The sequence below is a fragment of the Paenibacillus rhizoplanae genome (assembly GCF_042684125.1).
Lineage (GTDB): Bacteria > Bacillota > Bacilli > Paenibacillales > Paenibacillaceae > Paenibacillus_AQ > Paenibacillus_AQ rhizoplanae.
Map to the genome: position 1 here is coordinate 72,278 of NZ_JBHUKY010000026.1, position 23,699 is coordinate 95,976.

Here is a 23,699-nt window from a genome sequence, read left to right on the forward strand (position 1 = left end):
GTTAGCATAGCCTTCCTTGATATCTCACCGGCAAAACTCGCTTCGGAAGCATCTGCTTAGTTGTGTAAGTATAGTCAACATTCTATCCTTGTGAGATGCGAAAAGAAAGGCTCCCATTCGGGGCCTTCCTCTTCACGGTTAAGGTGAGGCAAAGGCAAGAGGCTCCCTGGCCTCCTGCGGACCGGCTCCCCGTTCCCTTCACCTCAGTATATGCAATTTCACGGCTTAAGGATTAACCTTGGTTTCAAAGGTTTGCTTCCCGTCAACGAATTTCAGCACAACTGCGGCTTTGACCGGGTCATGCTTGTCGTTCAGGGTGATTTTGCCTGTAGCGAGCTGCAGATCCTTAGTCGCTGCCAGTGCTTCTGTAATCTTGACCGGATCAGCTTCACCCGCACGGGTAATCGCATCAGCCACCAGCTTCAGGGCATCATAGCCCAGGGCCGCCATACCATCGGGAACCGCTCCGCCGTTAGCCTTTTTATAGGCATCCACGAAGCTGGTTACTTCAGGAGCTGTATCTTCAGGCGAGTAGTGATTGGACATGAACGTGTTTTCCAGCGCTTTGGCACCAGCGATTTCCGCCAGCTGCGGGGAATCCCAGCCATCGCCGCCGAGGAACGGAACGGTGATGCCCATCTCACGGGCCTGCTTCACAATTTTACCTACTTCTTCATAATAACCAGGCAGGTAGATGACATCCGGGTTCGCTGCTTTGATCCGGGTCAGAACTGCTTTGAAGTCCGAATCCTTCTGCTGGTAGGACTCCTGGCTCAGCACCTCGCCGCCTTTGGCCTTGAAGGTCTCTTCGAAGAACTTCTGCAGACCCTTGGAATAGTCGGACGAAGTGTCGGTATAGATGACAGCCGTCTTAGCCTTCAGGGAATCGAGCGCAAAGTTAGCCATTACCTCCCCCTGGAACGGATCGATGAACGCCGCGCGGAACACGAATTCATTCACATTGCCGCTGCGCTCATCCACAGTAACCTTCGGATTGGTAGCTCCTACCGAGACAAGCGGAATCTTTTTCTCCGTAGCTACCGGAACGATCCCCAGCGTGTTGGTCGAAGTGGATGCGCCGATAATGGTCACGACCTTGTCACTCGTGATCAGCTTCTGTGCCGCCTGGGTAGCTTCTTCAGACTTCGATGCATTGTCTGCAACTACCAGCTCCAGCTGCTTGCCGAGAATACCGCCTTTGGCGTTGATCTCGTCAACCGCCAGCTTCGCGCCCTTGGATGCGGAGTCGCCGAAAGAAGCCTGACCGCCTGTGAGCTCAAGGTCAGCCCCGATCTTGATGGTGCCTCCGGCAGTGTTGCCGCCGCTTGCAGAGTTACCGCTGTTCTCTGTGTTGTTGCCGCAGCCGGATGCTAATACCGCAGTCAATACTGCCGACAAGATAATGGCCCCAATTTTCTTCATAGTTTCTCCCAGCCTCCTGATTATTTAGTTTATATATGTTGTTTCTGTGATGCTGCTGTAGGATGGATACCCTGCTTAGTGCCCGAGATAAGCCATTTTGATCTCATCGGAATCGGCCATTTCCTTGGCATCCCCTTCAAGCACTACCCGGCCTGTCTCCAGAACATAGGCGCGGTCGGCGATTTTGAGCGCCTGGTGGGCATTCTGCTCGACCAGCAGTACAGTGGTTCCGGCATCGTTGACTTCCTTGATAATCCGGAAAATATCCTGGACCAGCAGCGGCGCCAGCCCCATCGACGGTTCATCCAGCAGCAGCAGCTTCGGGTGGCCCATAATGGCACGCCCCATCGCCAGCATCTGCTGCTCCCCGCCGGATAAGGTTCCGGCCTGCTGCTTCATGCGTTCAAGCAATCGCGGGAAGGTGCTATACACCTTCGCGAAGTCAGCAGCCAGGCTGCTTCCATCCTGCAGGTAAGCGCCCAATTCGAGATTCTCCTCGACCGACATATTAGCGAATACGCGCCGTCCTTCGGGACAATGGATCAGCCCCTCTTTGACAATCGCCTGTACACTCTGATTCACTATCGATTTATTCTGGAATTCAATACTTCCTGTCTTGGGCTTCAGCAGCCCCGAGAGCGTCTTGAGCAGCGTAGACTTGCCGGCGCCATTGGCACCGATTAGTGTCACAATCTCTCCCTGCTTCACGGTGATGCTAAGGTCCTTCAGGGCATGAATGGCTCCGTAATATACATTAATCCCTTGTACTGTAAGCATGGCGCTACGCCTCCTGTCCCAAATACGCTTCGATGACCTTCGGATTGTTGCGGATCTCCGCCGGCGTTCCGTCAGCGATCAGGATTCCGCGGTCCAGCACGTAGATGCGGCTGCAGACCCCCATCACCAGTGACATATCATGCTCGATCAGCAGAATGGTCAGGTCGAACTCCTCCCGGATCCAGGCGATCAGATTCATCAGGTCACGCGTCTCATTAGGGTTCATCCCGGCTGCCGGCTCATCGAGCAGCAGCAGCTTGGGTCCGGCCGCAAGCGCCCGGGCAATCTCCAGACGCCGCTGATTCCCATAGCTCAGGTTGCTGGCTACCTCCTCACTCTGGTCAGCCAGATTGAAAATTTTGAGAATATCCATCGCCTTCCGGGTAATCTCCTCTTCGCCCTGGAAATGCTTCGGCAGACGTAGCATCGAAGAGAACAACGAGTGCTTCGCATGCTGATGGAAGGCAATCTTGACGTTCTCCAGCACGGTCATAGCCGTGAACAGGCGGATGTTCTGGAACGTACGCGCAGCGCCTTTATGATTGATCTTGTAGGGCTTCATCCCGCCGATGGACTCATTATTCAAAAGAATGCTGCCCGACGATGGCGGGTACACTCCGGTTAACAGGTTGAACAGCGTGGTTTTACCGGCACCGTTGGGTCCGATCAGGCCAATCAGCTCGCCTTTATCAATATGAAGAGATACCTCGCTGACCGCCTTCAGTCCGCCGAAGGCCCGGCTGGCCGCTTTCACATCAAGGAGTACCGCTGCTCTCGATTGTGTCATTTGCCTTCGCCTCCTTTTTGCCGAACTTGCCAAATGAGAATTTGCTTACGCCAAGCAGGCCGCTCGGACGGAAGATCATCATCAGAATGAGCACAATCGAGTAGATAATCATGCGCCATTCCGGGAATTCACGTAGGTAGGTGTACAGCAGGGTAACGAACACCGCACCCACGATAGAGCCCGCGGTACTGCCCAGCCCCCCGAGAACCACCATGACGATAATTTCAAAAGACTTCAGGAAGTTGAAGCTGCCCGGCGTAATGACATAGAACGTATGGGCCGACAGGCCGCCCGCCATTCCGGCAAACAGAGCACCTATGGTGAAGGCGATGATTTTGTAGCGTGTCGTATTAATCCCCATCGCCTCAGCGGCAATCTCATTCTCGCGGATCGCAATACAGGCCCGGCCGTGAGTAGATCTAATGAAGTTATTAATCAGTACGACTGAGATCAGAGTGAAGAAGAAGAGCATGGTCCAGGTGGTTTTGGCCGGAATACCGCTTAGCCCTGAAGCTCCGCCGACAAACTCTGTATTCAGCATAATGATGCGGATGATCTCACCGAACCCCAGCGTGGCAATAGCGAGATAGTCCCCGTTAAGCCGGAGCGTAGGCATCCCGATCAATACACCGAATACCGCTGCCAACAGTCCGCCCGCAAGAATCGCTGGAATGAACGGCACATTGTAGTCAAGGGTAAGGATCGCCGACGTATACGCACCCACCGACATGAACCCGGCATGACCAATGGAGAACTGCCCGGTAATCCCGGTAATCAGGTTCAGCGACACAGCCAGCATGATATTAACCCCGATGAGCAGCAGCATAGACTGATTCACATCACTAAGAACTCCGGTTGTTAGAAGAACCTTTATGATTCCATAGAACGCAAGGGCGATCAGTATGCCCAGCCAGAACTTTTTATTTATCTTTTTCACGGCAGCTTCCCCCTACACTTTCTCCCGGACATTCTTGCCGAACAGCCCGGATGGTTTGAAGATAAGGATTAGAATCAGTACCGCAAAGGCTACACCGTCACGCCAGGAGGAGAACCCCAGCGAAGATATCTCTGTCTCAACCGTTCCCAGCAGCAATCCGCCGACGAGCGCCCCCGGAATACTTCCAATCCCTCCAAGCACTGCCGCGACAAAAGCCTTAAGCCCAGGCATTACGCCCATGAGAGGATCAACCGAATTGTACGTCATGCCGAAAATCACGCCCGCTGCAGCGGCAAGCGCCGAACCGATGGCGAAGGTGGCTGAAATGGTGCGGTCTACATTGATGCCCATCAGCCGCGCCGCTTCTACATCGAAGGAAACGGCCCGCATAGCTTTTCCCGTCTTGGTATAACGAACGATATACTGCAGAACTAACATTAGAATAATGGTGGTCAATAGAATCATGATCTGATTGGATTCGACTTGGATGGAAGACCCGAAGAGATGATACTGCTTCTTATCCATAATATCCGGGAAGCCCTTGGCCTGCGGCCCGAGGATCAAGACTCCAGTATATTCGAGCAGGAAGGATACACCAATCGCTGTAATCAGCGCCGCAATCCGTGTGGACTTACGAAGTGGCTTATACGCCAGACGTTCAATAGTGATACCTAGCAGCGCACTGATCGTCATTGAGATTATCAGCGACAAGAGCAGTACAACGATCGGCGGCATTCCGGCATTCGCCAGGTATTTGGCACTGTACAGACCGATGAACGACCCTACCATAAATACATCACCATGTGCAAAATTAATCAGCTTGATAATACCGTACACCATTGTGTAACCAAGGGCGATCAGAGCGTAAATACTACCTACGGATATTCCGTTTATTAGTTGCTGAATGAAGTACTCCATCGCCATCCCCTTCTCCCCATATTCATCGTAATACCCCTTTCTCTGTGCTGCTTCTCTATTCTTGGATTATGATGTCATTTATATTAACACAAGGTCAGAGGATCGTCACTAATAATTGTGGGAATTAATACAAAATTCAATAGTTGGTGTTATATTACATAACATGATATATGTAGGATTCGGTAGGTTATTGTAGGTTTACGAAAAATGCGCAGAAAACAGGAGAAAAACAGAGGATTTTTAAGCAGGAATGTTTTAGAAGTTGTTTCCTTTTCTTATACAATACTTTTTTTCTGCGTAATTAATATAACATTTGTCTCTTTACAGCAGCATTCCTTCAATTAATTAAAGGGGTAACGGATTGAACCGGCAGTGTGCGGTGGCAGAGGTCAGGATTAAGCGTATAAAAGCCCCCCTACGTCTACAGTCTCATTGATGACTGGGCCAAGGTCCGGGCGGGCTGCCGGGCTCCGGGTTGTTCCTCTCATTCCCGTTCGTTGCTATACTCTACCAAGCATTACACACAATCAAAGGAGTGAGATTGAAATGAGCACCATCGAAAAAGAGGAGACCGTACAATCTGCCAGGAGAGGGTTGCTAGTATTCTTCCTGATACTCGTTCCCCTTACGGCTATAAGTTACATATTGGCCCTTACGGTAACGCCTGTGTACGGCTTGCTGCTGATGTGGGCGCCCGGGATCTCCTCTATACTCACCCGTATCCTGCTGCGAGAGGGGTTCGCGGATATCTCCTTGAGGTTCGGGGGACGGCGCACGTTGAAGACGATTCCGTTCATCTTGTTGTTGCCGGTGGCAGTTGGCCTGGTGGCCTACGGGACCGCCTGGATCACAGGACTGGCGGAGTATACCGGCCACAATGGCAATGTTGTCGGTTCGCTGGCCGGGGCTATCCTTATTCAGATGTCCATCGGAACCGCGATGGGAATCATCAGCAGTGCTGGAGAAGAGTTAGGTTGGAGAGGCTATATGCTGACCCGGCTTATCCAAGCCCGCGTCCCGAAGCCTATTCTAATGAGCGGACTGATCTGGGGCATGTGGCATATCCCGGCGATCCTAATCGGCAGCTACTATTCAGGTCCTTCTTTGGCCTTATCGATCGTATTGTTCATGGTAACCATCAGCTCATTTAACATCATAATTAGTCTATTGCGTTTAAGCACGGGGAGCATATGGCCGGCGGTTCTGCTCCACGCCTCATGGAATGCCATCATCCAGGACGCTTTCGACCGGTTCACCAGCGGAACCAATGCTTATCTCTGGACGGGCGAATCGGGGATACTGGTGGCTGTTACGCTCGTGATTGCAGCGTGGATCTTCTACAGAAGATCTGCGCTTGTAAAGCAAACGGCCCGGTTGTAAATGGCAATACGGCAAAAACGAGACAGCCCCTTTTTTTGAGCAGGATCAACGGGAGTACTTGGATGGACGCTGCGCGAACGAACCGTTGTTTAAGCGGGATACGAAAACACATTTTTTCAACACAAAAAGAAATCGTACTTTGGTAAAATGGAGTTACTATTAAAACTAGCTACAAGGGGCCAAAAACAGAAAACAGCGATTCTCCATTAACGAGAACCGCTGCTCTTTTAACATTTGAAGCTTTTAAAAGATCTGAGATTGGACTCAGCAATGATCACCTAGTTCAAATAGACCGCCTTACCCGTCTGCGCCGATTCATAGATAGCCTCAAGTATCCGGGATACGACATAGGCGTGTTCAGGAGTCACGACCGGATCTTTATCCTGTTCAATGGCTTCGATCCACTTTCGCAGTTCCACATCCGTAGATTTCTCTTCTTTGCCTTCATAAAAAGCTACTCCCCCGGCACCAAGCTCAATCTCATTCGTGTATAGCTTGCTATGATTCTCCCCATTAATTCGGAGACCATTCTTCATGTCCGCTCCCGCTTCGGTTCCGCTTAAGCTGCACTTGGCTTCATCCACATCCAGCGAATTCAGCGCCCAGCTTGCTTCCAGCGTAATGGTCGCTCCATTCTCCATCACAATCATCCCGAACGCAGAGTCTTCCACGGTGAATTTCTTCGGGTCCCAGGGTCCCCAGGCATTGGCAGCGTCTTCTTTTTGTGAGAGCTCATGGTATTTGGTCCCCAGCACAACCTTCGGCTTGTAGTTGTCCATCATCCAGAGCGTCAGATCCAGCGCATGCGTTCCGATATCAATAAGCGGGCCGCCCCCCTGCTTCTCCTCATCCAGGAATACTCCCCAGGTCGGAACCGCTCTGCGCCGGATGGCATGTGCTTTGGCATAATAGATATGGCCGAGCTCGCCAGCTTCACAGACTTTTTTCAAATATTGGCTGTCTTGTCTGAACCGGTTGTCATACCCGATGGTCAGCTTCTTGCCTGTACGTTTCGCTGCTTCAGCCATACGTTTGGCGTCCGCCGCAGTTTTGGCCATGGGCTTCTCACACATCACATGTTTGCCCGCTTCCAAGGCCGCAATGGATATTTCCGCATGCGCATCATTGGGCGTAAGAACATGAACAATATCAATGGAAGCATCCTTCAATAATTCCTGATAGTCCGTATAGACAGCCGATTCCGCACTGCCGTATTGTTCAGCAGCCGCTTCCGCCCGTTCCTTGATAATATCGCAAAAAGCCACCACTTGAACCTTATCCTGTCTGCTTAAGGCAGGCAAATGCTTCCCGTTCGCAATTCCTCCACAGCCGATAACTCCAACACGATACACTTTGCTCATAGTCTCTCATCCTCACTGTTCATGTATTTTTCGGGCCTTGCGGTATGCAGCCGGGGTCATGCCCAGCCGCTTGCGGAATACCGAATGCAGATAGGTCGCATTGGTGAACCCTTCGGACTCCGCGATGTGTTCAATCGACAGGCTGCTGGCTTCAAGCTTTCTGCACACCGCCTGCAACCGGATCTCTTCAAGAATCCGGCTGAAGGTCTGATCCGGATGGACCTGCTTAAAGATCCGCTGCAGCTGTCTGGAGCTGATATTCAGCTTCTCCGCAACATTCTCCAGCGTCACGGCTGAGGAATAATTCGCTTCCATGTACTGAACGGCATATTGATAGCGGTAGGTCAACATATCCCGTACGGGTGCCGCAGCTCCCATCCCGCCTGCATCATAAGCTCTGGTTACCTTCAGCAAAATACTGATCACGAGATGCTTGATGGATGTGTAATATCCCGCAAGCTTGCCGTCACAGGCTTCATAGGCTTCCAGAAAACACTTCATCGCCCTGTGATAATCCTGCGCAGGGATAAGCGGCAGCCTCCTCAGCTTCTCCACACATTCCTCTGCTTCCGCAACCTCCCATGGATCTGCATCGTCTCTGGGCTTCTCCGCAATATTGACATGCAGACATAACTCCTCCATCGACTCATCCGCATCCGCTTCCTGACGGTGCATGACTCCAGGTCCGGTCAAATAGAGCATTCCCTCCGATAAAGGATACTGCTGATCGCCAAGAATGACCGTTCCCTTGCCCCGCGGGATGAAATGAAATTCAAATTCAGCATGGTTATGGAAATCAATGACCTTACCCGGCAGGAAAGTGGTCAAATGAAACCGGAGCACTGAAATTTCATAATGTCCCCACAGGATGGAAATATCCAGCCGTTCCAGCAGATCCATCTTCTCAAACATAATCTCGAAGGGAAAAGGACTCATGTTAACCTCCTGCTTGAGCTGCGCTCTGTACCCGGATAAGTGATCAAATCAAGACTTCAATTCGGCTAACCGGACCACGCGTCCTGCCTTCGCTGAGAGATTCGCCGCCTCCATTAACCGGGTAAGCTCCGTTGCCGCTTGAATATTGTCAGAAGCAAGTGTGTTGTTCTGGATGTGGGCAACCCATTGCTGGAAAGCGCTCTCCCGATTGACCAGCACAGGCGTATCGTTCCAGGAAGCCCCTTGATCTGCCGCTTTGGTACTTCTCACTAGCAGCTTCTCTTCAGGCGTTCCATATAGTAGGGTTCCTTCTGTTCCATGCACTTCGATGGTAAACGGTGAGTAGCTGTTCACGAAGCCGGCTTCCACCACACCGATCGCTCCCGAACCGGTATAGAGCGTCGCTACTGCGTTGTCTTCCACTTCCTTGCCCGTCACATATCCGAAGCTCGCACTTACCCCGGTCACCTCTTGACCCAGGAATAGTCTGGTCAGGTACATGGGATGACATCCCAGGTCAATCAACGCACCGCCCTGGCATTGCTCAAGGCTATAGAAATGCTCGGGAAGCCAGTTGGCCGTTGCCCCGTTATGGGATAAGCGGACTCTGACATAGGTGATCTCCCCCAGTAATCCCTGGCTTAGAATGTCTTGAACCGATAATGTATAACCGTCATTCAGCCGCGGCAGGGAGACTGTTAGCTTCACTCCATGATCTGCGACCTCGGAGAGGATCTCGTTAACCTCACTCAGCGTTGCAGCTACAACCTTTTCGGTGAAGATATGCTTGCCTGCTCTGGCCGCTGCAATCATGACCTCCCGGTGCATATAGGTTGGCGCGTCGACAATAACGGCATCTATATCCTTCCGGGCAAGCAGATCATCCAAAGAATCACAGAACGGGACATTCAAGCTCTCTGCCGCCTTCCTGCCCCGCTCCGCATCCTCGTCCCATACCGCAGCAATTTCCGTATCGCCATGCTCCTGAGCCTGCTTCGTATAATCCCAGGCATGTACATGCCAAAAGCTGATCTTGCCAATCTTAATGCTCATTCGCCTGCACCTCCATATACATTATTCTGACATCACCTATAAAGTATCATATAATAGACAGGATTTTTAGTAGATAAATGCGACATCGGATATATGTAATTACGACATCATACAAGAAAATCGTATCGTCCAGAGATTCAGCCACTCCCGCTGGGTGGACGCAAAAAAGGAGCTCAATATGAGCTCCTTTTATAACGGAGAGAGAGGGATTCGAACCCTCGCACCGCTTACGCAGTCTAACCCCTTAGCAGAGGGTCCCCTTATAGCCACTTGGGTATCTCTCCAAGTAATGGCTCCCCGAACAGGACTCGAACCTGTGACAACTCGATTAACAGTCGAGTGCTCTACCAACTGAGCTATCAGGGAACATTAACATGAACAAGGATTAATTTATCATGATTCTACAGGTTAGTCAAGCGCGTAGCGAGAGATTATGAGATCGTTTACAACTTGCCCCGGCAATTGACAAACCCTCCGCTTCGCAGGATAGTTAATTCATCTAACCCCAAGGAGGCCGACATGAGTAACAAGATAGAACCACCCAGAATCCCAGATCCCGGGCTGCTTACGCCGCAGGACATTCACACCCTTGCTTCCAAAGACGAATTCAGCCGCTGCCTCATTGAAGGAGCGCTCATTGAATATCAGGAGGCTACCCGGGTAGCCTTCGACAAGACCCTTTTCAAAAACGTCACCATCACGGAATCCTCGCTGCAGCGCATTGAGCTTACCGATGTGATCTTCGACCATTGCGACCTGTCCAATGTAGATTTCAGCGACGCCTTCATACACCGGACCGAGTTCAGGGATTGCCGCTTGATCGGCACAGACTTCACCAGAGCGCGGTTTCAAAATGTATCCTTTACCGGATGTATCGGGGAATTCGCGGTCTTCCGTTTTGCCAACTTCAAAGGGGCCTCCTTCGAGCGCAGCTCGCTGGTCAGCGCAGATTATTACCAGTCCACCCTGAAAGACCTGTATTTCTCGGAATGTAATCTGGAGCAGGCCACGCTGGCAGGATGCAAGCTGAAGGGCGTTGACCTGAGCGAGTGCGAGTTCATCGGCCTTCTGGTGGATCTCCAGGATCTGGAGGGCTGCATCATCTCTGCGGAGCAGGCGGCTTCTTTTGCCGGACTACTAGGTCTGGTTATCAAAAATTAAGTAGCCGGACCCGCGCCCGCTTCTAACGCAACCAGCTTCAGCTTGCCGGAGCATTTACCGCAGCGGTACCGCCCGGGATCGGCCCGGCGCTTACGCAGATACTCGGTGGCACAGACGATGCATACCAGCTTATACCGGTAAGGCTGCGGCTTGCGGGCCTTGGCTCCCGGCAGGGTCTGACAATACCGGCTGCCGCCGACGCGGGCCAGCAGTGTTTTGAAATCGGTATCCCGGTGCATGTAGCCCCGCTTCGCCAGATGCAGATGGTAGTGACAGAGCTCGTGCTTGATGATTCGCTCCGTCTCCTCCCGTCCGTACATCGCCAGCTGCTGGGGGTTAATCTCTATATTATGGCTCTTGGTAAAATATCGTCCGCCGGTTGTTGTAAGTCTGCTGTTAAAGCTCGCCGTATGCCGGAAAGGCACGCCAAAGCTGCTCAGCGACACCTGCTCGATCCACAGCTGCAGCTCTTCGTTGCTCATACTGTTCATAGCGTTCCTTCACGGTCCTCTCCTTAAGGAAATCAGATCTCTACTTGAATTGTAACTTGCCCATGGGCTACACTGTCAAGAAGGAAGACAAGTTCGGAGGGAGAATGAAAGATGCCTAGAATGCGTTACGTAATTATGCAGCAGGATCAGGAACTGCTATTCGTGGAGATGCCGGAGGAATATGCTTACCAGCTAAGCGCCCTCAATCTTCGCCTGAACAAAGAAATCGACAAGCTGACAGCCGAGAATGTACCCGGACTGCCGTTCGCTGTTGCGGAATGTGACAATCTGGAGCTGCTGCGCGAAGAGCATCACCTGGAATCGGGGCTGGCGTACATTAACCGGCTGGAGCGCGCTTTTGCCTCCATTCAAGAGAAGGAGTATCCGCTAATCTCATTACTGACCGAAATCCGGGCGCTCCAGGCACAGCTTGAACAGTGGTATGAAGAAGAGGAAGAACGGGTGCAGTAGCGCCGGTTCCGAGCGGCTTTGTGAAATTCGGCTTGGCTAACCGAAACTAACCGTGCACCTTTGGGCGTATTCCCCCATATGCTATCTATACATAGGAAGCATGCAGAGGAGGGGTACCCTTGCCACAATGGCTTCGCCAACAGCTCATGAAGGCCTATTTCAAGAAGGACTGCCGTCAGATTAGACTGCTGAACGAATGCTGGTTCTTTTACCGGAATACCGCCGATTCCCACGAAATGATGCAGAAGAACGTATAACGGTTATGTCAAAAAAAGCCGCGATCCCCTGAGGGGTATCGTGGCTTTTTGGCGTGAATCCGTCCAAGTCTGCACTGGGCAGCCGGCTTATTTGAACATCGGAAATACGTATTTCACCAGGAAAAACAGAACTCCGAAGGTGATTATAATGTTTAATCGAAACGGCGGGTGCCCGGCCAGGAGCCTTGCAGCTTGCGGACCAGTACAATCTGTCCCGTATGATAGGCATCATGCAGAATCAGGCTCATGACCTCTTCGCCTGGAGCATGCCCGGAGCCGCCCCATTCATAAGCGCCTTCCTCCAGAGCTACAATAATCTCGCGCAGTGAGGCATGAATCGACTTCAGCTTGTCTACCGCCTGCTGCCAGTCCTCTTCCCCGCTTCCTGTTACAGTGAATGTAGCATCATTGCTCTCCAGATCAGGCAATTTCTCCATTCCCTTGAGCTTACGCAGCAGGCGCTCCTTATAATAAGTCAGGTGATTGACATTCTCCCAGATGGAATTGCCCGCAGCTCCCTCCGGCTTCCAGCTAGCCTGCTCACTGTTCACACCATCAAGCGCAGCACTAAGCGGCGGCTGCCAATCCTCTACATCCATCACATAATCCCAGTTCTCGACCAGCACATCGCTGATTTTATTTTCCATCTGTATCCCTCCTGTAATTTGTGGGTGTACATACCTCGGTAACGACCAAACAACCCGAATAAAAGTTACATGAGCAATGTAACATATTTGCCCGAGCGGTTCAAGTAACTAGCATAACTTATTTTTAACTGTTACAATCAAAGGAAAGGTAACGCGAAAGGACAGATGAAGCTTGCTGTGGGTAGATTTCATGAACAGCTATTGGCGGAATTGGCGGACTAGTGACCGGAGCACGGACCAGGACCGGCTGGAGGACCCCAAGTGGCTGGCGGAATGGCTGGCGGAGCACAAGCTGCCGGCGGCAGCTCCTCCCCGGCTGGCGGAGTTGGAGCAGCTCAAAGGACTGCGCGGATTGTTGTGGGACGAGCTACAGCGGCTGGTCGCGGGGGAGTCAGCGGCGACAGCGCTGCTTGTGCAGTTGAATAGGTACATGAGCAACGGGCCCGTTGTACGGCAGGTGGTCTGGACGCCCGCAGGTGAAGCCGAGATCTCCCTCCAGCCGCAGGGTGCGGATTGGGGCCAGATCATGGCGGAGATTGCCGCCTCTTTTGCGGCTGCGCTGCTGGAGAAGGAGCCCTCTCGCTTCCGCATTTGCGGGAATCCTGACTGTCTCTGGGTCTATTATGACGATACCCGCAACCGCTCGAAGCGGTACTGCGACGACAAGCTGTGCGGGAATCTGATGAAGGTCCGGCGGTTCCGGGCACGCAAAAAAGCAGCGGAGGGTGAAGCTGCAAAGGAGTAATCTACACAGCGTTCCGCTGGGTCAGCGGGGTCAGCGTAGTATTTTTTCCGGAGTGCTTGGCCGTATAGAGGAGATTATCGACTTCTTCGAAGAGCGTTTCTTTGGTGGTGCCTTCAGCATAGCTCTTGAGGCCAATGCTGACAGTCACCGCCCCGTTCTCCATCTCTTCATGGAACGTCTCCGAGAGCTGGTGGCGTATCCAATCCATGAGCGTATAAGCCTCCTCGAAGCTCTTCTCGAACAGCAGTATGGCGAATTCCTCGCCGCCGTAGCGGGCAGCAATGTCTGCCGCAGAGAGATGGTCCTTGATGATCTGCGCGACCCGGGCCAGCACCAGATCCCCCATACGGTGTCCATATTTATCGTTAATTTGCTTGAAATTATCGATATCCACCAGCGCAAGATGGAACGGGGCGCCCTGGCTGCCGTATTCCAGCGCTTTTTCATAGAATTCGTGAAAAGAAATATGATTATACAGCCCCGTCAGTGCATCGGTGGTCGACAGCTTGCGGATCACCGCGTTCTCGATCATCAGATCCTGCTTGGCCGTTAAGGTAGCTTCCAGATCGCTCGCCAGCTCACGCCCGTTAATGATAATAATCCCCGCGACCAGTGTGCCGACCAGCAGGAAGAGCGGGATCGCAATCAGATCGAAGTCCGTGAGATAGTACTTGAACATGTAATCCCAGCGATAGAGAATGAAAAACGCAGCCGCCTGAAGGGCAGACGTAAACAAGGTCAGATCCAGCCGAAAAAAGATCGCCGACGCCATAATCGGCAGCAGCATCAACGCCCCGATAATCCGGATATCCATATTCAGATGAATAATCATCATCGCGATAATCGTCCCCGCCACAAACAGCAGCACGAAGGAATACTTCGGTGCCGCAACATCCACCAGCTGCGTCAACCCGACCACCGCACTCATCAGCAGCGTCGGATACAGCAGCACATCATAGTAGAACTCATGCGCTCCCATGGGATACGGCAAACATACAAAAGACCCCAGTTGGGCCAGGAAATGCAGAGCAATCACCAACCAATACGTATACAGAAACCGCTTGACCCACTTCGCCTGCCGGTGCGCAGAAGTCTCCGAAGGGCCCATGTAATCTCTCAATCTCAACGCTCTCACCTGTTGCCCCCCGATTAAATTCACACATTAGATGTACACATTGCTCCTATTCTAACATGCCAGGGTCCGGGTCGGATACTCACTTGTGGGATATGTACGGGGGGTGGGGGAGTGGGGAGGGGGGAGGGGGAAGCATCTGAGGGTATGAGGGCGATTATTCTTCGCTCTATTTCAATTCATGCTCATGCATACGGAGCGCCTCCAACGAGATAAAAATTCTCCTGATCGGCTGGCTATTTCAATCCACACTCCTGCATGAGGAGCGACTTCAGGTGCGTGGGACACCGGTCATTACCAAACAATTTCAATCCACGCTCCTGCACGAGGAGCGACCAGATGCAAGCTTTGGCCACAGATGTCCAGTTGGTATTTCAATCCACGCTCCTGCACAAGGAGCGACACCATCTTCATAAACTCAGCTAATCTCGTTGGAATTTCAATCCACTCTCCTGCACGAGGAGCGACCGCATCACAGATAGAATGCTGGATGCCGCATCCACGCTCCTGCACGAGGAGCGACTCATACATGCCCGTACAAATTACGATCACAGGTATTTCAATCCACGCTCCTGCACTAGGAGCGACATAGTCTTTAATGTATTGCAGGGCAATCATACTAAATTTCAATCCACGCCTCCTGCACGAGGAGCGACAATCTAGGAGATCCAGGATTCTCACGATTGAGTATTTCAATCCACGCTCCTACATGAGGAGCGACACGGTCTAGGTCTATTTGACTCTCATTCCTTTGTATTTCAATCCACGCTCCCACATAGAGTGCGACGATTTGTCCATGTTTGATGCAGTAAGAAACCGATTTCAATCCACGCACTCACGTAGAGTGCGACTGCGTTCTTTTGAAAGTCGTGGCATATGGATTAATATTTCAATTCACGCACTCGCATAGAGGGCGACATGTAAGCTTTGTACTCACGTTTGCCGTCTGACTTATTTCAATCCACGCATTCACATGGAGTGCGAAGGTAGTGTCTTTAGTTACTCATACCCCTGTTTAATATTTCAATCCACGCACTCATATGGAGTGCGACCCGCAAAGGCCGCGCCGGACGACGTATTCCATGCTATTTCAATCCACGCACTCGCATAGAGTGCGACCATTATTCAAAAGGTCATTATCGTGGGGAATAAAATTTCAATCCACGCACTCGCATAGAGTGCGAATTTGGCTAAGTTGAATAATTGAGGCACATTCAAATTTCAATCCACGTACTCACACGGAGTGCGACAGTCAATCGTATCATCACCAGTTACGTCATTCGAATTTCAATCCACGCACTCACACGGAGTGCGACAGCGGAAAACAACATGACCTATGCTTTCTGCGTATTAATTCACTAGTTCTCCCTTAGGTATATTCTCGAATAGGTATGCGTTTATACTTGACTTTTCAAAACCGCCTTCACTCCTTCAGAGTTTCGACAAATTCTGAGGTGCGAATGACCCGGGTATTTCATGTGAGCTTGGCATTCGCACCAGCCCTATCCCCTATCTTACTCCACGGCATATATTCTGCAAAATGATTTTACTCATTCCTAGCTTCCAATGTTTATGTATTCCCTTTCGTCCGCTCAGCCTTTTCAATAGCTTGTATAAAACTTAGCGTAGGATTCTCTGTTCTAAAATCAACAGCCAGTTCGGATGAACCTCCAGTTTGCACCCAATCCCAATAATCCAATGTATCTACATTTTCCAAATAAAATCGCGATAACGCTTCGATTGGGTTTGTTTTATACAGAGCCTCGAATTCTAAAGTGGGTATTGGATCATTCAACATATACTCATTTTTCAGATCATATAACACTGTAAAAATGCTATAATGATTAACGTTAACAATAGTATTTATAAACTGATTGCATCTTCTTGGTGTATTTAAAATAATTTGCATGTCACTAACTAACGCTTTATCATCACAATTCAGGATCGCTATCAACTCTCGGGATGTAATATCAGGCTTATCAGGTGCTTTTTCAATAATCACTGTCCAAGGTGGGTACGCGCCCATTTTGAAAACCTTAATCGCATCTGTAACATGACAACCGATGGTCTGCCATTTGCGCCCCAGTGCATCAGTGAGGTGATAGTAATGAATGTTATCAGGTAATCCTTGAAGTTCTGGCCACACTATGTTTTTTCGTAATATTTCAAGAATAGCTTGAGTGTTAAGCTTACGAGGGCGACGTTTGGGCATAGAGCATCCTCCATTTGATTGCCTCAAGGGAACTGCACGTTTAAAGTTCAACTTCTATATCAACAATATACATTATGCACCTTTAAAGTGCAACCATTTTTATTTAGGAGGGGCCCTATGGAATTTGATAAATATACGCTACATTGTAAACTCGACCAAATTTTAAAGGTACACAATATCTCAGTACTAAAATTGTCCAATGAAATCGGACACCGAAGAACAACAATTATGGAATTAGTGCATAACACCAACATGGACAAGAAGAAAATATCGGCAGAGTTGATCATGAAGTTGTGTCTTTATTTTGAAGTCAGCCCTAACGACTTATTTGAGGTACGCCGAAAGAAATAGGATAAGATTTTATAAAAAAAGCACTGAGTCCTGCGGCTGCGCAGATATTCAGTGCTTTTACTTATGAGCAGGAGCTAACAAGAATCCTGTAAGTCAGATAAACAAAAAGCTGGGACCCAACCGTATTCGTTATTATCCGTTTTACAGGAAGTCCAATCATTTAAGTGCTTTAACCCCCAAAGTATTTCCCCTTGAGATTTAAATCCACGCACTCATGTAGAGTGTGACCGGACAAGCCCCGATTTATGCCTTCCAAATTAGATTTCAATCCACGCACTCGTGTAGAGTGCGACTTCCAGAGACCACCCGTCTCCTGCAAGCCATTCCCGATTTCAATCCACGCACTCGTGTAGAGTGCAACCGTGTCGGTCAATGTAGGCCCGGTAACCCTGGTATATTTCAATCCACGCACTCGTGTAGAGTGCGACCCCCTTGCCCTTTTGCTCAGGACCACTACTTATAATTTCAATCCACGCACTCGTGTAGAGTGCGACCAGGTATTGACTCATTCGATATAACCGGCTTCGCATTTCAATACACGTACTCGTGTAGAGTGCGACTTGGTGCTGTTGTTGCTGGAGGTATTTTGTTATGATTTCAATCCACACACTCGTGTAGAGTGCGACCAAAGTGTCTATTCCAAATTCCAACGTATTATGATTTCAATCCACGCACTCGTGTAGAGTGCGACCGGACAGCACCTTTTTCAAACACAGGTTTACGCCCAATTTCAATCCACGCACTCGTGTAGAGTGCGACACCTATGACGGCATGACTGACATACGTTACGCTATTTCAATCCACGCACTCGTGTAGAGTGCGACTCCACTTCAAAAGCATTCATCCAGTGAGGTATACATTTCAATCCACGCACTCGTGTAGAGTGCGAAGCGGAAAACTAAGAAGGAGAGATGATATGTCATTAACAATCAAACCACGCACTCGTGTAGAGTGCGAAGCGGAAAACAGCATAACCCATGCCTTTCCCATATCGTTTCAATTCTTTTCCCTTAATATTATATCAGATAAGTATGAATCACACCTTGACATTCAACTAGCACTATCAACCTGTCAGGAATTCGACAAATTCTGAGGTGCGAAACCCCCAGGGATTTCATGGGAGCTTGGCATTCGCACCGATTCTCTTTTTCTATTTTAATTCATCGCAAGTAATTCTGCATAAATATAAATCTCTCAATATTGTAGTTTTTTTGTTGTGTCCAAGGTATTACATGTTCATCAATCCATTCGCTATACTAGTGAAGGTACACGTACTAAGCTGAAACACATGAAGAGGAAGGGAATCTGACTCGATGAAAAAACTAATAGTAAGGTCCGTAGGTATTGTTGCCCTTTTAAGCTACATAGTGGGGTGTAACGCTCCTTATCAACTTCAAACTGCGGAGGCAAAAGCAGCGCCAACCCATACCCCAACACCGGAAGCCAAAGCAAATAACATTAATGCACTAATTCCGGCAGGTTGGCACATGTTAGAGCCAAGTCTGGGAGAGAAGGCTATCGCCAAAGGGGATTTGAATAAAGATGGTATCCCCGATCTGGCAATGGTCATTGAGAAAAATGCGCTCAAGGACGAGGCGTCTCCCCGGTCACTCTTAATCGCTTTTGGCAGCAAAAACAATTCTTATACCCTCTCGATCATCGCAGACAATGTCATTCTAAAAGCGGATGAGGGCGGGATATGGGGCGATCCTTTTGATAGCCTTACCATTAATCGGGGGTCTGTCTTGGTTAGCGATTACGGAGGGAGCAACTGGAGATGGTATAACAAATACAGATTCCGGTACCAGGATAAGGATTGGTTTCTAATCGGAGCGACAAGCGGAAGCTACTTCACCGGAGCAGCCACTATGGATCAAGCGGACGAGGATGATATCAATTTTTTGACCGGACAATTTATAGAGCGGAGAACGGACGAACAAGGAAATACCACAACGAAAAAAGGAACTCGGAGGAAAAAGCCTTTGATCCGCCTAACGGAGTTTAACCCGGAAAACGTGCAATAACCGAGGGACCCTAGCAAAACAAAGCGGACAACGCAGTTCTACTCAAGCGTGGTCCGCTTTATTGTGCTAACTAACCATTTTGCCGCATCCAGAAGGTCTTTCGCAATATAATCTGGTTCTGCTTGCTCATACCACAGGTGACGGTATTTATTCAAAGACTGCAGCCCCCAGCCTGTCTCTACCAGAATTCTTCTGGCCCCCACTGCTGCGGCTGCAAGCATATCAGTTGAACCCACATCGCCAATCACCGCACACCGGGTTAAATCTAATCCATGATCGGTTGCCGCTTGCAGAAGCATCCCAGGTTGCGGTTTGTGGCATACACAGCCGTCTTCAGGCTCATGAGGACATATGTATGCGGAATAGAATCCGTAACTGTCAAATTCATTCCTAAAGTCTAATTCTGTAGCACGTCCTTTAGATATGTTGTGTTGGTTCGTTAGGGCGATGATTGGGATTCCATATTTTTTGAATAATTGCAATGCTTCTAATGAGGATGGAAATAATTCAAAATTCCGGGGGTGAATGAAATGACCGTTCCCGCCCAAGGTTCCATCGCGATCGACAAATACAGCTTGCAGGGTCAAGCGGACTCACCTCTTCTTTCTGAAGAATCCAAAGCCACAACTAAAATCAAAACAACGATTACAAAACCTCTCATGGACATCACCTCGTTAGATACTTCAATCCGCGCACTCACGTAGAGTGCGACCTATCCCCGATGTACATTACATCATCCAGGACGTAATTTCAATCCACGCACTCACGTAGAGTGCGACGCGATTGGAAAAGCTTTACCGATCTGCCTCACTTGATTTCAATCCACGCACTCACGTAGAGTGCGACCTGCTGGCACGCTGCCAGACGCTGCTCAATGAGCTATTTCAATCCACGCACTTACGTAGAATGCGACCTACACCCTTATCCCTTGATTTCGACATTTTGTATTTCAATCCACGCACTCACGTAGAGTGCGACGGTTTTGTGTCTCAGGTTTTTAAGTGTCGTAATGTATTTCAATCCACGCACTCACGTAGAGTGCGACTGACCCTCCCTCCCGGAAGCTCATACTTGCCATATTTCAATCCACGCACTCACGTAGAGTGCGACAGCGAAAAAAAGCATAAACCATGCTTTCCCCGTATTAATTCACTATCTGGCTCCTAAGTCTATTCTTGAAAAGATATAAGACCACCCTTGACTTATCAAGACTACCCCCATATTTATAGACTTTCGACAAATTCTGAGGTGCGAAACTCCCGGGAATTTCATGGGAGCTTGGCATTCGCACCGGATCTCTTTTCTATTTTAATCTATCGTAAGTCATTCTGCATGACGCGATAAATTAGTGTATATTTAGTAATTCCCACATAATCATTCCGTTCTTTACTCGGTTCGTGTAAAATTCAATTTCTCCAAAACTCTGATAGATGGAATGTTATCGATAAGGCACTCGGCCACAATTTTTTGGACTTTTTTGAAGATAAGGCCATCATTAGAAAAATAATCTCATAATAAGCACGTAGCAGCCAAAGACAGTAAGAACCAGAGCAGTTAATTTAAATAGGGGCTTTAATTTAAAGAATATCAATATAAATTCACTCCTCATTAAATTTGATTACGAAATGTTATGTTCAAAATTTATCCGGATTTTTAATTCTAATGGAGGCTACTTCTCCGCACTTTTTACAAAATGTATAGATAACCGGGGAGCCAAAGGAAAAGGTTTTACCGATCGGCATCACTCTAGCATCCACTGCATTCACTTCACCTTTTACAAAGGTAGTACTTCCACATGCTTTGCAAGTTAAATTCTCTTGATTCGTCATATATTAATACTCCCACCAAACGTAGTATGTGCCTAGCAGCTCTGTAAGCTGGTTGATCGTGGCGAGGCAGTCTTCCGAATACTCAGTAGTTACAACACCTTGGATAAGCGGCATTGCGAGATAGAGCTTACTCAGCACTGCCGTTTCCACTGGAAAAGCAGGCTTTGCCCGCGACATGCGAATTCGCCATGATTCCATGAGTAACTTCTCATACTCTTCCCGTGTGTCTGGATCACTACAAAGCAACTGCTCAATATGCGTATCCGTCATGATCGGCAACTTTGCTGCTTCAATTTCATCCTTATGTACTAAGCGGCCAGCCAGTTTCCTCATTATCGCGTTTACGCCGATATTAGCCGGGGAAGCGTGCATACGGGCTTCTTCCCATATAAGCTCAGTGATACGCTTGCCGGCTTCCAGTGTGAACTGGAGATTTCCATTTCTATAGCTCATCGCTTCTAAAAGTTCCCCAGTCGAAATAGTCAGATAACCGCCGACAAATGCACTTCTGACCCAGGAGTCCAGGTGATCTGCATGAAGAATTCCGTCCTTGTTCCTCAATAGGCTCCGCTTTGATCCATCTATATAGTCCATAACATCAGTTGTACGAATATTCGCACGGGCTAGGATGTCAACGATCTCCTGTGAAAACACGGCCTCCCGCGTCCATTCATGATGATCCACGCCTGGAAGGGATTCTAGTGTATGACTAAAAGGCGCATGCCCGATATCATGCAGCAATGCAGCTGCCCGCAACGTATGATTATCCGGCTCAAAATGCGCTGTAAGCGCAAATACACCCAACGTATGCTGTAAGCGGCTGTAGGTATGGTGGGTATTAATGAAAGAAGCTCCGCCATGCCGAATGTAATGAAGCCGCCGCACCTTCTTGCTTCGGAGCAGCGCTTTTTCTTCATCGGTGAGCTGAATCTGTAACTTCCATAGAGGTTCATAAATTTCATCTAAAGCACCATCAAGTCTTAACCGAAAGTCCATTCCAAGGTTTCCTCCTGGGTTCTCCTTTATTCTTCAACCTCAAATATTGAATCAATGATGATTGGAAAATTGTCTCTTACCGAAACAGCTCCAAACACTGATCGCGCATGGACACCCTTTTCTCCGAAAACATCCAGCATAAGATCAGAACAGCCATTTAACACTTTATGATGTTCTTCAAAATTAGCAAAATTTCAATGATTATACTACCCTATGAGGTAAGGATCAACAATCAGTCTAGCAATGCTTCAATCGCTGACTGTATTTCAAATGGCTCCGTCGTTGTTTCGTACCTACCCTGTACTTGTCCGTTCCGGCCGATCAGAAATTTTGTAAAATTCCACTTGATCCCATGCCCTGCGTATAGGTCAGGATACTTTTCTTGCAGGAAATTCTGCATCCATTTACCGTTCACAGTCTGGGTATCGAAGCCTTGAAATGGCGCTTGCTTCGTTAAAAATTCAAATAATGGATGCGGGTTCTGCCCCCTAACCTCCACCTTCTCAAATAACGGAAATGTCACTCCAAAGTGTCCCTCACAGTATTCCTGCACTTCTGAGTTGTTCCCTGGCTCTTTCTCATTGAACTGGTTACAAGGAAAACCGAGGATTTCAAAACCCTGCTCTCTGTGATTGTCATAAAGCTTCTGAAGATCAGCGAATTGGCGAGAATAACTGCACTTACTGGCTGTGTTTACAATAAGGAGTACTTTTCCAAGGTATATTGATAAATCAATGGTCTTCCCGCTGATCTTGGTTACCTGAAAATCATATATAGACATCAGATCATTCCCCTTCGTTATGATAAACACATCATAGGTTGTTATCTCTTATTGGTCTAATATATAGATGCAATTATATTTATAGGAAGAATCAATATACCATCCGCAATCGAATACTAATTCGTTGTCATACGCTTATTTTCTGAATCTTCGAGCGGGATATATAATATACCGGACCCATTATTTCGATTTTGCCGTCTTTTACACGAATCGCGCTCTCCTGCTCTGCCGCATATACATCGATCTCCTCCGATAAGGGGAACAGGTAGCCTTGAACGAACGAGGTGTAGTCGCGTTGCGAGTGTGATTCATAGGCAAAAGGATCAAAGCCCAACCCATTCTGAATCGTATCTATTTCAACTGTATGAGCGGCGTTACGCGAGGTTACCCATTTGGCAGACATGTTCAATGCACCGGCGCTGGCCCCCAAGATAACGGCTTTGCTGTTCTTAATTACATCCGTTAATTCATATTCCGCCAAAAACTTGTTCTGCTGAACAGGATCTCCGCCGCATAAAAAAATGACCGAAGCGTTCTGAATCCATTGCCGGGCCTCTTCCTTCTGCATGCGGTAATCGATGAAATGCTTCTCCTTAAACATAAGATTAGCCTGATGGAGCCATGTCCATTCCGTTATATCCTCAAAGTTAATCTGCCCGTCTTCATAATTAGACGGTTGAGCGCTAATCATAACAAGCGATTGTCTGTCTTGTAGATCCTCCTGCAACCACTTAACCAGCTTATCTGGGAAAAAATCATTAAACCAACTGAAATAGTAGTGAGTACTCAAGCTTCATTACCTCCATATGTATGATTTGCCCCGTTAAAGCAGTTTAATTTAGCTTCAGCTGTCAGCAGTGCGCTGGTAAGAGTAAGATTTTTTCTGTCATTCATACCCCGCAATATCGCTTTCCATACAATGGATCAGCTCCTCCAGGTAGTAGAGAAGCAGCGACTACTTTAAGAGAAAATAGCAATGTAGCCAGCCATGACGATCCGAAACATCTCATTCCATTGTTATTCCAATCCAC

25 protein-coding genes, 2 tRNA genes, 1 pseudogene and 2 CRISPR repeat arrays (1 of these 30 cut by a window edge) are annotated in these 23,699 nt (G+C 48.9%); of the genes and pseudogenes, 7 read left to right on the top strand and 21 right to left on the bottom strand.

What is annotated here, in order from left to right:
• Positions 1-225: 225 nt before the first annotated feature.
• From ACFSX3_RS16165 to ACFSX3_RS16185, 5 genes are all read right to left on the bottom strand, one after another.
• Complete coding sequence (locus ACFSX3_RS16165) at positions 226-1,422, bottom strand: ABC transporter substrate-binding protein (RefSeq protein WP_209991665.1); 1,197 nt, start codon at positions 1,420-1,422, stop codon at positions 226-228.
• Between the two features lie 75 nt (positions 1,423-1,497).
• Complete coding sequence (locus ACFSX3_RS16170) at positions 1,498-2,199, bottom strand: ABC transporter ATP-binding protein (protein ID WP_209991666.1); 702 nt, start codon at positions 2,197-2,199, stop codon at positions 1,498-1,500.
• A 4-nt stretch (positions 2,200-2,203) separates the two neighbouring features.
• Entirely contained in the window at positions 2,204-2,986 is a 783-nt protein-coding gene (locus ACFSX3_RS16175; protein WP_076086757.1) for an ABC transporter ATP-binding protein, read from the bottom strand.
• Entirely contained in the window at positions 2,955-3,923 is a 969-nt protein-coding gene (locus ACFSX3_RS16180; RefSeq protein ID WP_209991667.1) for a branched-chain amino acid ABC transporter permease, read from the bottom strand. Before ACFSX3_RS16180 ends, ACFSX3_RS16175 begins: the two co-directional genes overlap by 32 nt.
• A 12-nt stretch (positions 3,924-3,935) precedes the next feature.
• Positions 3,936-4,841 carry a branched-chain amino acid ABC transporter permease gene (locus tag ACFSX3_RS16185; protein WP_209991668.1) on the bottom strand — a complete coding sequence of 302 codons (906 nt, stop codon included), beginning with the start codon at positions 4,839-4,841 and terminating at the stop codon, positions 3,936-3,938.
• Between the two features lie 546 nt (positions 4,842-5,387).
• On the opposite strand from ACFSX3_RS16185, the gene ACFSX3_RS16190 reads away from it, so the two are divergent.
• Positions 5,388-6,221 carry a CPBP family glutamic-type intramembrane protease gene (locus ACFSX3_RS16190; protein ID WP_209991669.1) on the top strand — a complete coding sequence of 278 codons (834 nt, stop codon included), beginning with the start codon at positions 5,388-5,390 and terminating at the stop codon, positions 6,219-6,221.
• 278 nt (positions 6,222-6,499) lie between these two features.
• On the opposite strand, the gene ACFSX3_RS16195 is transcribed toward ACFSX3_RS16190, so the two are convergent.
• From ACFSX3_RS16195 to ACFSX3_RS16215, 5 genes are all read right to left on the bottom strand, one after another.
• Entirely contained in the window at positions 6,500-7,582 is a 1,083-nt protein-coding gene (locus ACFSX3_RS16195; protein ID WP_209991670.1) for a Gfo/Idh/MocA family protein, read from the bottom strand.
• Positions 7,583-7,594: 12 nt separating this feature from the next.
• Positions 7,595-8,518: a helix-turn-helix domain-containing protein gene (locus ACFSX3_RS16200; RefSeq protein WP_209991671.1), complete on the bottom strand. Its 924-nt coding sequence runs from the start codon at positions 8,516-8,518 to the stop codon at positions 7,595-7,597.
• A gap of 48 nt (positions 8,519-8,566) precedes the next feature.
• Positions 8,567-9,571, bottom strand: a complete 1,005-nt coding sequence (locus tag ACFSX3_RS16205) for a Gfo/Idh/MocA family protein (RefSeq protein ID WP_209991672.1) — start codon at positions 9,569-9,571, stop codon at positions 8,567-8,569.
• A gap of 195 nt (positions 9,572-9,766) precedes the next feature.
• A tRNA-Ser gene (locus ACFSX3_RS16210) sits at positions 9,767-9,855 on the bottom strand.
• 6 nt (positions 9,856-9,861) lie between these two features.
• Positions 9,862-9,937, bottom strand: a tRNA-Asn gene (locus tag ACFSX3_RS16215).
• Between the two features lie 153 nt (positions 9,938-10,090).
• Between ACFSX3_RS16215 and ACFSX3_RS16220 the strand changes: the two genes are divergently transcribed.
• Positions 10,091-10,732: a pentapeptide repeat-containing protein gene (locus ACFSX3_RS16220; RefSeq protein ID WP_209991673.1), complete on the top strand. Its 642-nt coding sequence runs from the start codon at positions 10,091-10,093 to the stop codon at positions 10,730-10,732.
• On the opposite strand, the gene ACFSX3_RS16225 is transcribed toward ACFSX3_RS16220, so the two are convergent.
• Complete coding sequence (locus ACFSX3_RS16225; RefSeq protein ID WP_209991732.1) at positions 10,729-11,214, bottom strand: SprT family protein; 486 nt, start codon at positions 11,212-11,214, stop codon at positions 10,729-10,731. The two genes, ACFSX3_RS16220 and ACFSX3_RS16225, sit on opposite strands and share 4 nt — an antisense overlap.
• A gap of 120 nt (positions 11,215-11,334) precedes the next feature.
• Between ACFSX3_RS16225 and ACFSX3_RS16230 the strand changes: the two genes are divergently transcribed.
• Positions 11,335-11,694, top strand: coding sequence for a hydrolase/acyltransferase (locus ACFSX3_RS16230; RefSeq protein WP_209991674.1), 360 nt, complete (start codon positions 11,335-11,337; stop codon positions 11,692-11,694).
• A 119-nt stretch (positions 11,695-11,813) separates the two neighbouring features.
• A complete protein-coding gene (gene cmpA, locus ACFSX3_RS16235) occupies positions 11,814-11,951 on the top strand; it encodes a cortex morphogenetic protein CmpA (protein ID WP_209991675.1) in 138 nt (45 codons plus the stop codon).
• Positions 11,952-12,103: 152 nt separating this feature from the next.
• On the opposite strand, the gene ACFSX3_RS16240 is transcribed toward cmpA, so the two are convergent.
• Positions 12,104-12,598 carry a DinB family protein gene (locus ACFSX3_RS16240; protein ID WP_209991676.1) on the bottom strand — a complete coding sequence of 165 codons (495 nt, stop codon included), beginning with the start codon at positions 12,596-12,598 and terminating at the stop codon, positions 12,104-12,106.
• A 172-nt stretch (positions 12,599-12,770) separates the two neighbouring features.
• Between ACFSX3_RS16240 and ACFSX3_RS16245 the strand changes: the two genes are divergently transcribed.
• Positions 12,771-13,343, top strand: a complete 573-nt coding sequence (locus ACFSX3_RS16245; RefSeq protein ID WP_209991677.1) for a CGNR zinc finger domain-containing protein — start codon at positions 12,771-12,773, stop codon at positions 13,341-13,343.
• A gap of 1 nt (position 13,344) precedes the next feature.
• Here the strand turns inward: ACFSX3_RS16245 and ACFSX3_RS16250 are convergent, their stop codons facing one another.
• The 3 genes from ACFSX3_RS16250 to ACFSX3_RS16260 all read right to left on the bottom strand — a co-directional run bounded on the left by ACFSX3_RS16250 (position 13,345) and on the right by ACFSX3_RS16260 (position 16,687).
• The gene (locus tag ACFSX3_RS16250; protein WP_379313034.1) at positions 13,345-14,463 is read right to left on the bottom strand and encodes a GGDEF domain-containing protein; all 1,119 of its coding nucleotides are present in this window, start codon (positions 14,461-14,463) and stop codon (positions 13,345-13,347) included.
• A gap of 306 nt (positions 14,464-14,769) precedes the next feature.
• Positions 14,770-15,105, bottom strand: a complete 336-nt coding sequence (locus ACFSX3_RS16255) for a hypothetical protein (RefSeq protein ID WP_209991678.1) — start codon at positions 15,103-15,105, stop codon at positions 14,770-14,772.
• A gap of 940 nt (positions 15,106-16,045) precedes the next feature.
• The gene (locus ACFSX3_RS16260) at positions 16,046-16,687 is read right to left on the bottom strand and encodes a hypothetical protein (protein WP_379313036.1); all 642 of its coding nucleotides are present in this window, start codon (positions 16,685-16,687) and stop codon (positions 16,046-16,048) included.
• A gap of 117 nt (positions 16,688-16,804) precedes the next feature.
• On the opposite strand from ACFSX3_RS16260, the gene ACFSX3_RS16265 reads away from it, so the two are divergent.
• Together ACFSX3_RS16265 and ACFSX3_RS16270 are read left to right on the top strand one after the other, a co-directional pair.
• Positions 16,805-17,038, top strand: coding sequence for a helix-turn-helix domain-containing protein (locus tag ACFSX3_RS16265; protein ID WP_209991679.1), 234 nt, complete (start codon positions 16,805-16,807; stop codon positions 17,036-17,038).
• Positions 17,039-18,351: 1,313 nt separating this feature from the next.
• Positions 18,352-19,062 (top strand): hypothetical protein, encoded by a 711-nt coding sequence (locus ACFSX3_RS16270; RefSeq protein WP_209991680.1) that lies wholly within the window; start codon positions 18,352-18,354, stop codon positions 19,060-19,062.
• A gap of 38 nt (positions 19,063-19,100) precedes the next feature.
• Here the strand turns inward: ACFSX3_RS16270 and ACFSX3_RS16275 are convergent, their stop codons facing one another.
• The 6 genes and pseudogenes from ACFSX3_RS16275 to ACFSX3_RS16300 all read right to left on the bottom strand — a co-directional run bounded on the left by ACFSX3_RS16275 (position 19,101) and on the right by ACFSX3_RS16300 (position 23,458).
• Positions 19,101-19,649 (bottom strand): HAD-IIIA family hydrolase, encoded by a 549-nt coding sequence (locus ACFSX3_RS16275; protein WP_209991681.1) that lies wholly within the window; start codon positions 19,647-19,649, stop codon positions 19,101-19,103.
• Positions 19,650-19,742: 93 nt separating this feature from the next.
• Positions 19,743-20,172: a CRISPR direct-repeat array (repeat unit 32 nt; unit sequence ATTTCAATCCACGCACTCACGTAGAGTGCGAC).
• A gap of 524 nt (positions 20,173-20,696) precedes the next feature.
• Positions 20,697-20,891 carry a hypothetical protein gene (locus ACFSX3_RS16280; RefSeq protein WP_209991682.1) on the bottom strand — a complete coding sequence of 65 codons (195 nt, stop codon included), beginning with the start codon at positions 20,889-20,891 and terminating at the stop codon, positions 20,697-20,699.
• 3 nt (positions 20,892-20,894) lie between these two features.
• Positions 20,895-21,887 carry an HD domain-containing protein gene (locus tag ACFSX3_RS16285; protein WP_209991683.1) on the bottom strand — a complete coding sequence of 331 codons (993 nt, stop codon included), beginning with the start codon at positions 21,885-21,887 and terminating at the stop codon, positions 20,895-20,897.
• A 26-nt stretch (positions 21,888-21,913) separates the two neighbouring features.
• A pseudogene (locus tag ACFSX3_RS16290) lies at positions 21,914-22,072 on the bottom strand (RidA family protein); the annotation flags it as partial.
• Between the two features lie 47 nt (positions 22,073-22,119).
• A complete protein-coding gene (locus ACFSX3_RS16295; protein ID WP_209991684.1) occupies positions 22,120-22,668 on the bottom strand; it encodes a glutathione peroxidase in 549 nt (182 codons plus the stop codon).
• Positions 22,669-22,795: 127 nt separating this feature from the next.
• A complete protein-coding gene (locus tag ACFSX3_RS16300; protein ID WP_209991685.1) occupies positions 22,796-23,458 on the bottom strand; it encodes a Type 1 glutamine amidotransferase-like domain-containing protein in 663 nt (220 codons plus the stop codon).
• Positions 23,459-23,687: 229 nt separating this feature from the next.
• Positions 23,688-23,699: direct repeats of the CRISPR family, unit length 33 nt; it runs 1,100 nt beyond the window's last position.

What these genes read in the sequence shown, in the direction of transcription:
- ACFSX3_RS16220 (WP_209991673.1), top strand. Translation starts at nt 10,091, where the DNA reads ATGAGTAACAAGATAGAACCACCCAGAATCCCAGATCCCGGGCTGCTT.
- ACFSX3_RS16205 (WP_209991672.1), bottom strand. Translation starts at nt 9,571, where the DNA reads ATGAGCATTAAGATTGGCAAGATCAGCTTTTGGCATGTACATGCCTGG.
- ACFSX3_RS16295 (WP_209991684.1), bottom strand. Translation starts at nt 22,668, where the DNA reads ATGTCTATATATGATTTTCAGGTAACCAAGATCAGCGGGAAGACCATT.
- ACFSX3_RS16195 (WP_209991670.1), bottom strand. Translation starts at nt 7,582, where the DNA reads ATGAGCAAAGTGTATCGTGTTGGAGTTATCGGCTGTGGAGGAATTGCG.
- ACFSX3_RS16230 (WP_209991674.1), top strand. Translation starts at nt 11,335, where the DNA reads ATGCCTAGAATGCGTTACGTAATTATGCAGCAGGATCAGGAACTGCTA.
- ACFSX3_RS16200 (WP_209991671.1), bottom strand. Translation starts at nt 8,518, where the DNA reads ATGAGTCCTTTTCCCTTCGAGATTATGTTTGAGAAGATGGATCTGCTG.
- ACFSX3_RS16285 (WP_209991683.1), bottom strand. Translation starts at nt 21,887, where the DNA reads ATGGACTTTCGGTTAAGACTTGATGGTGCTTTAGATGAAATTTATGAA.
- ACFSX3_RS16185 (WP_209991668.1), bottom strand. Translation starts at nt 4,841, where the DNA reads ATGGAGTACTTCATTCAGCAACTAATAAACGGAATATCCGTAGGTAGT.
- ACFSX3_RS16175 (WP_076086757.1), bottom strand. Translation starts at nt 2,986, where the DNA reads ATGACACAATCGAGAGCAGCGGTACTCCTTGATGTGAAAGCGGCCAGC.
- ACFSX3_RS16190 (WP_209991669.1), top strand. Translation starts at nt 5,388, where the DNA reads ATGAGCACCATCGAAAAAGAGGAGACCGTACAATCTGCCAGGAGAGGG.
- ACFSX3_RS16170 (WP_209991666.1), bottom strand. Translation starts at nt 2,199, where the DNA reads ATGCTTACAGTACAAGGGATTAATGTATATTACGGAGCCATTCATGCC.
- ACFSX3_RS16280 (WP_209991682.1), bottom strand. Translation starts at nt 20,891, where the DNA reads ATGACGAATCAAGAGAATTTAACTTGCAAAGCATGTGGAAGTACTACC.
- ACFSX3_RS16240 (WP_209991676.1), bottom strand. Translation starts at nt 12,598, where the DNA reads ATGGAAAATAAAATCAGCGATGTGCTGGTCGAGAACTGGGATTATGTG.
- ACFSX3_RS16270 (WP_209991680.1), top strand. Translation starts at nt 18,352, where the DNA reads ATGAAAAAACTAATAGTAAGGTCCGTAGGTATTGTTGCCCTTTTAAGC.
- ACFSX3_RS16265 (WP_209991679.1), top strand. Translation starts at nt 16,805, where the DNA reads ATGGAATTTGATAAATATACGCTACATTGTAAACTCGACCAAATTTTA.
- ACFSX3_RS16225 (WP_209991732.1), bottom strand. Translation starts at nt 11,214, where the DNA reads ATGAGCAACGAAGAGCTGCAGCTGTGGATCGAGCAGGTGTCGCTGAGC.
- ACFSX3_RS16260 (WP_379313036.1), bottom strand. Translation starts at nt 16,687, where the DNA reads ATGCCCAAACGTCGCCCTCGTAAGCTTAACACTCAAGCTATTCTTGAA.
- ACFSX3_RS16165 (WP_209991665.1), bottom strand. Translation starts at nt 1,422, where the DNA reads ATGAAGAAAATTGGGGCCATTATCTTGTCGGCAGTATTGACTGCGGTA.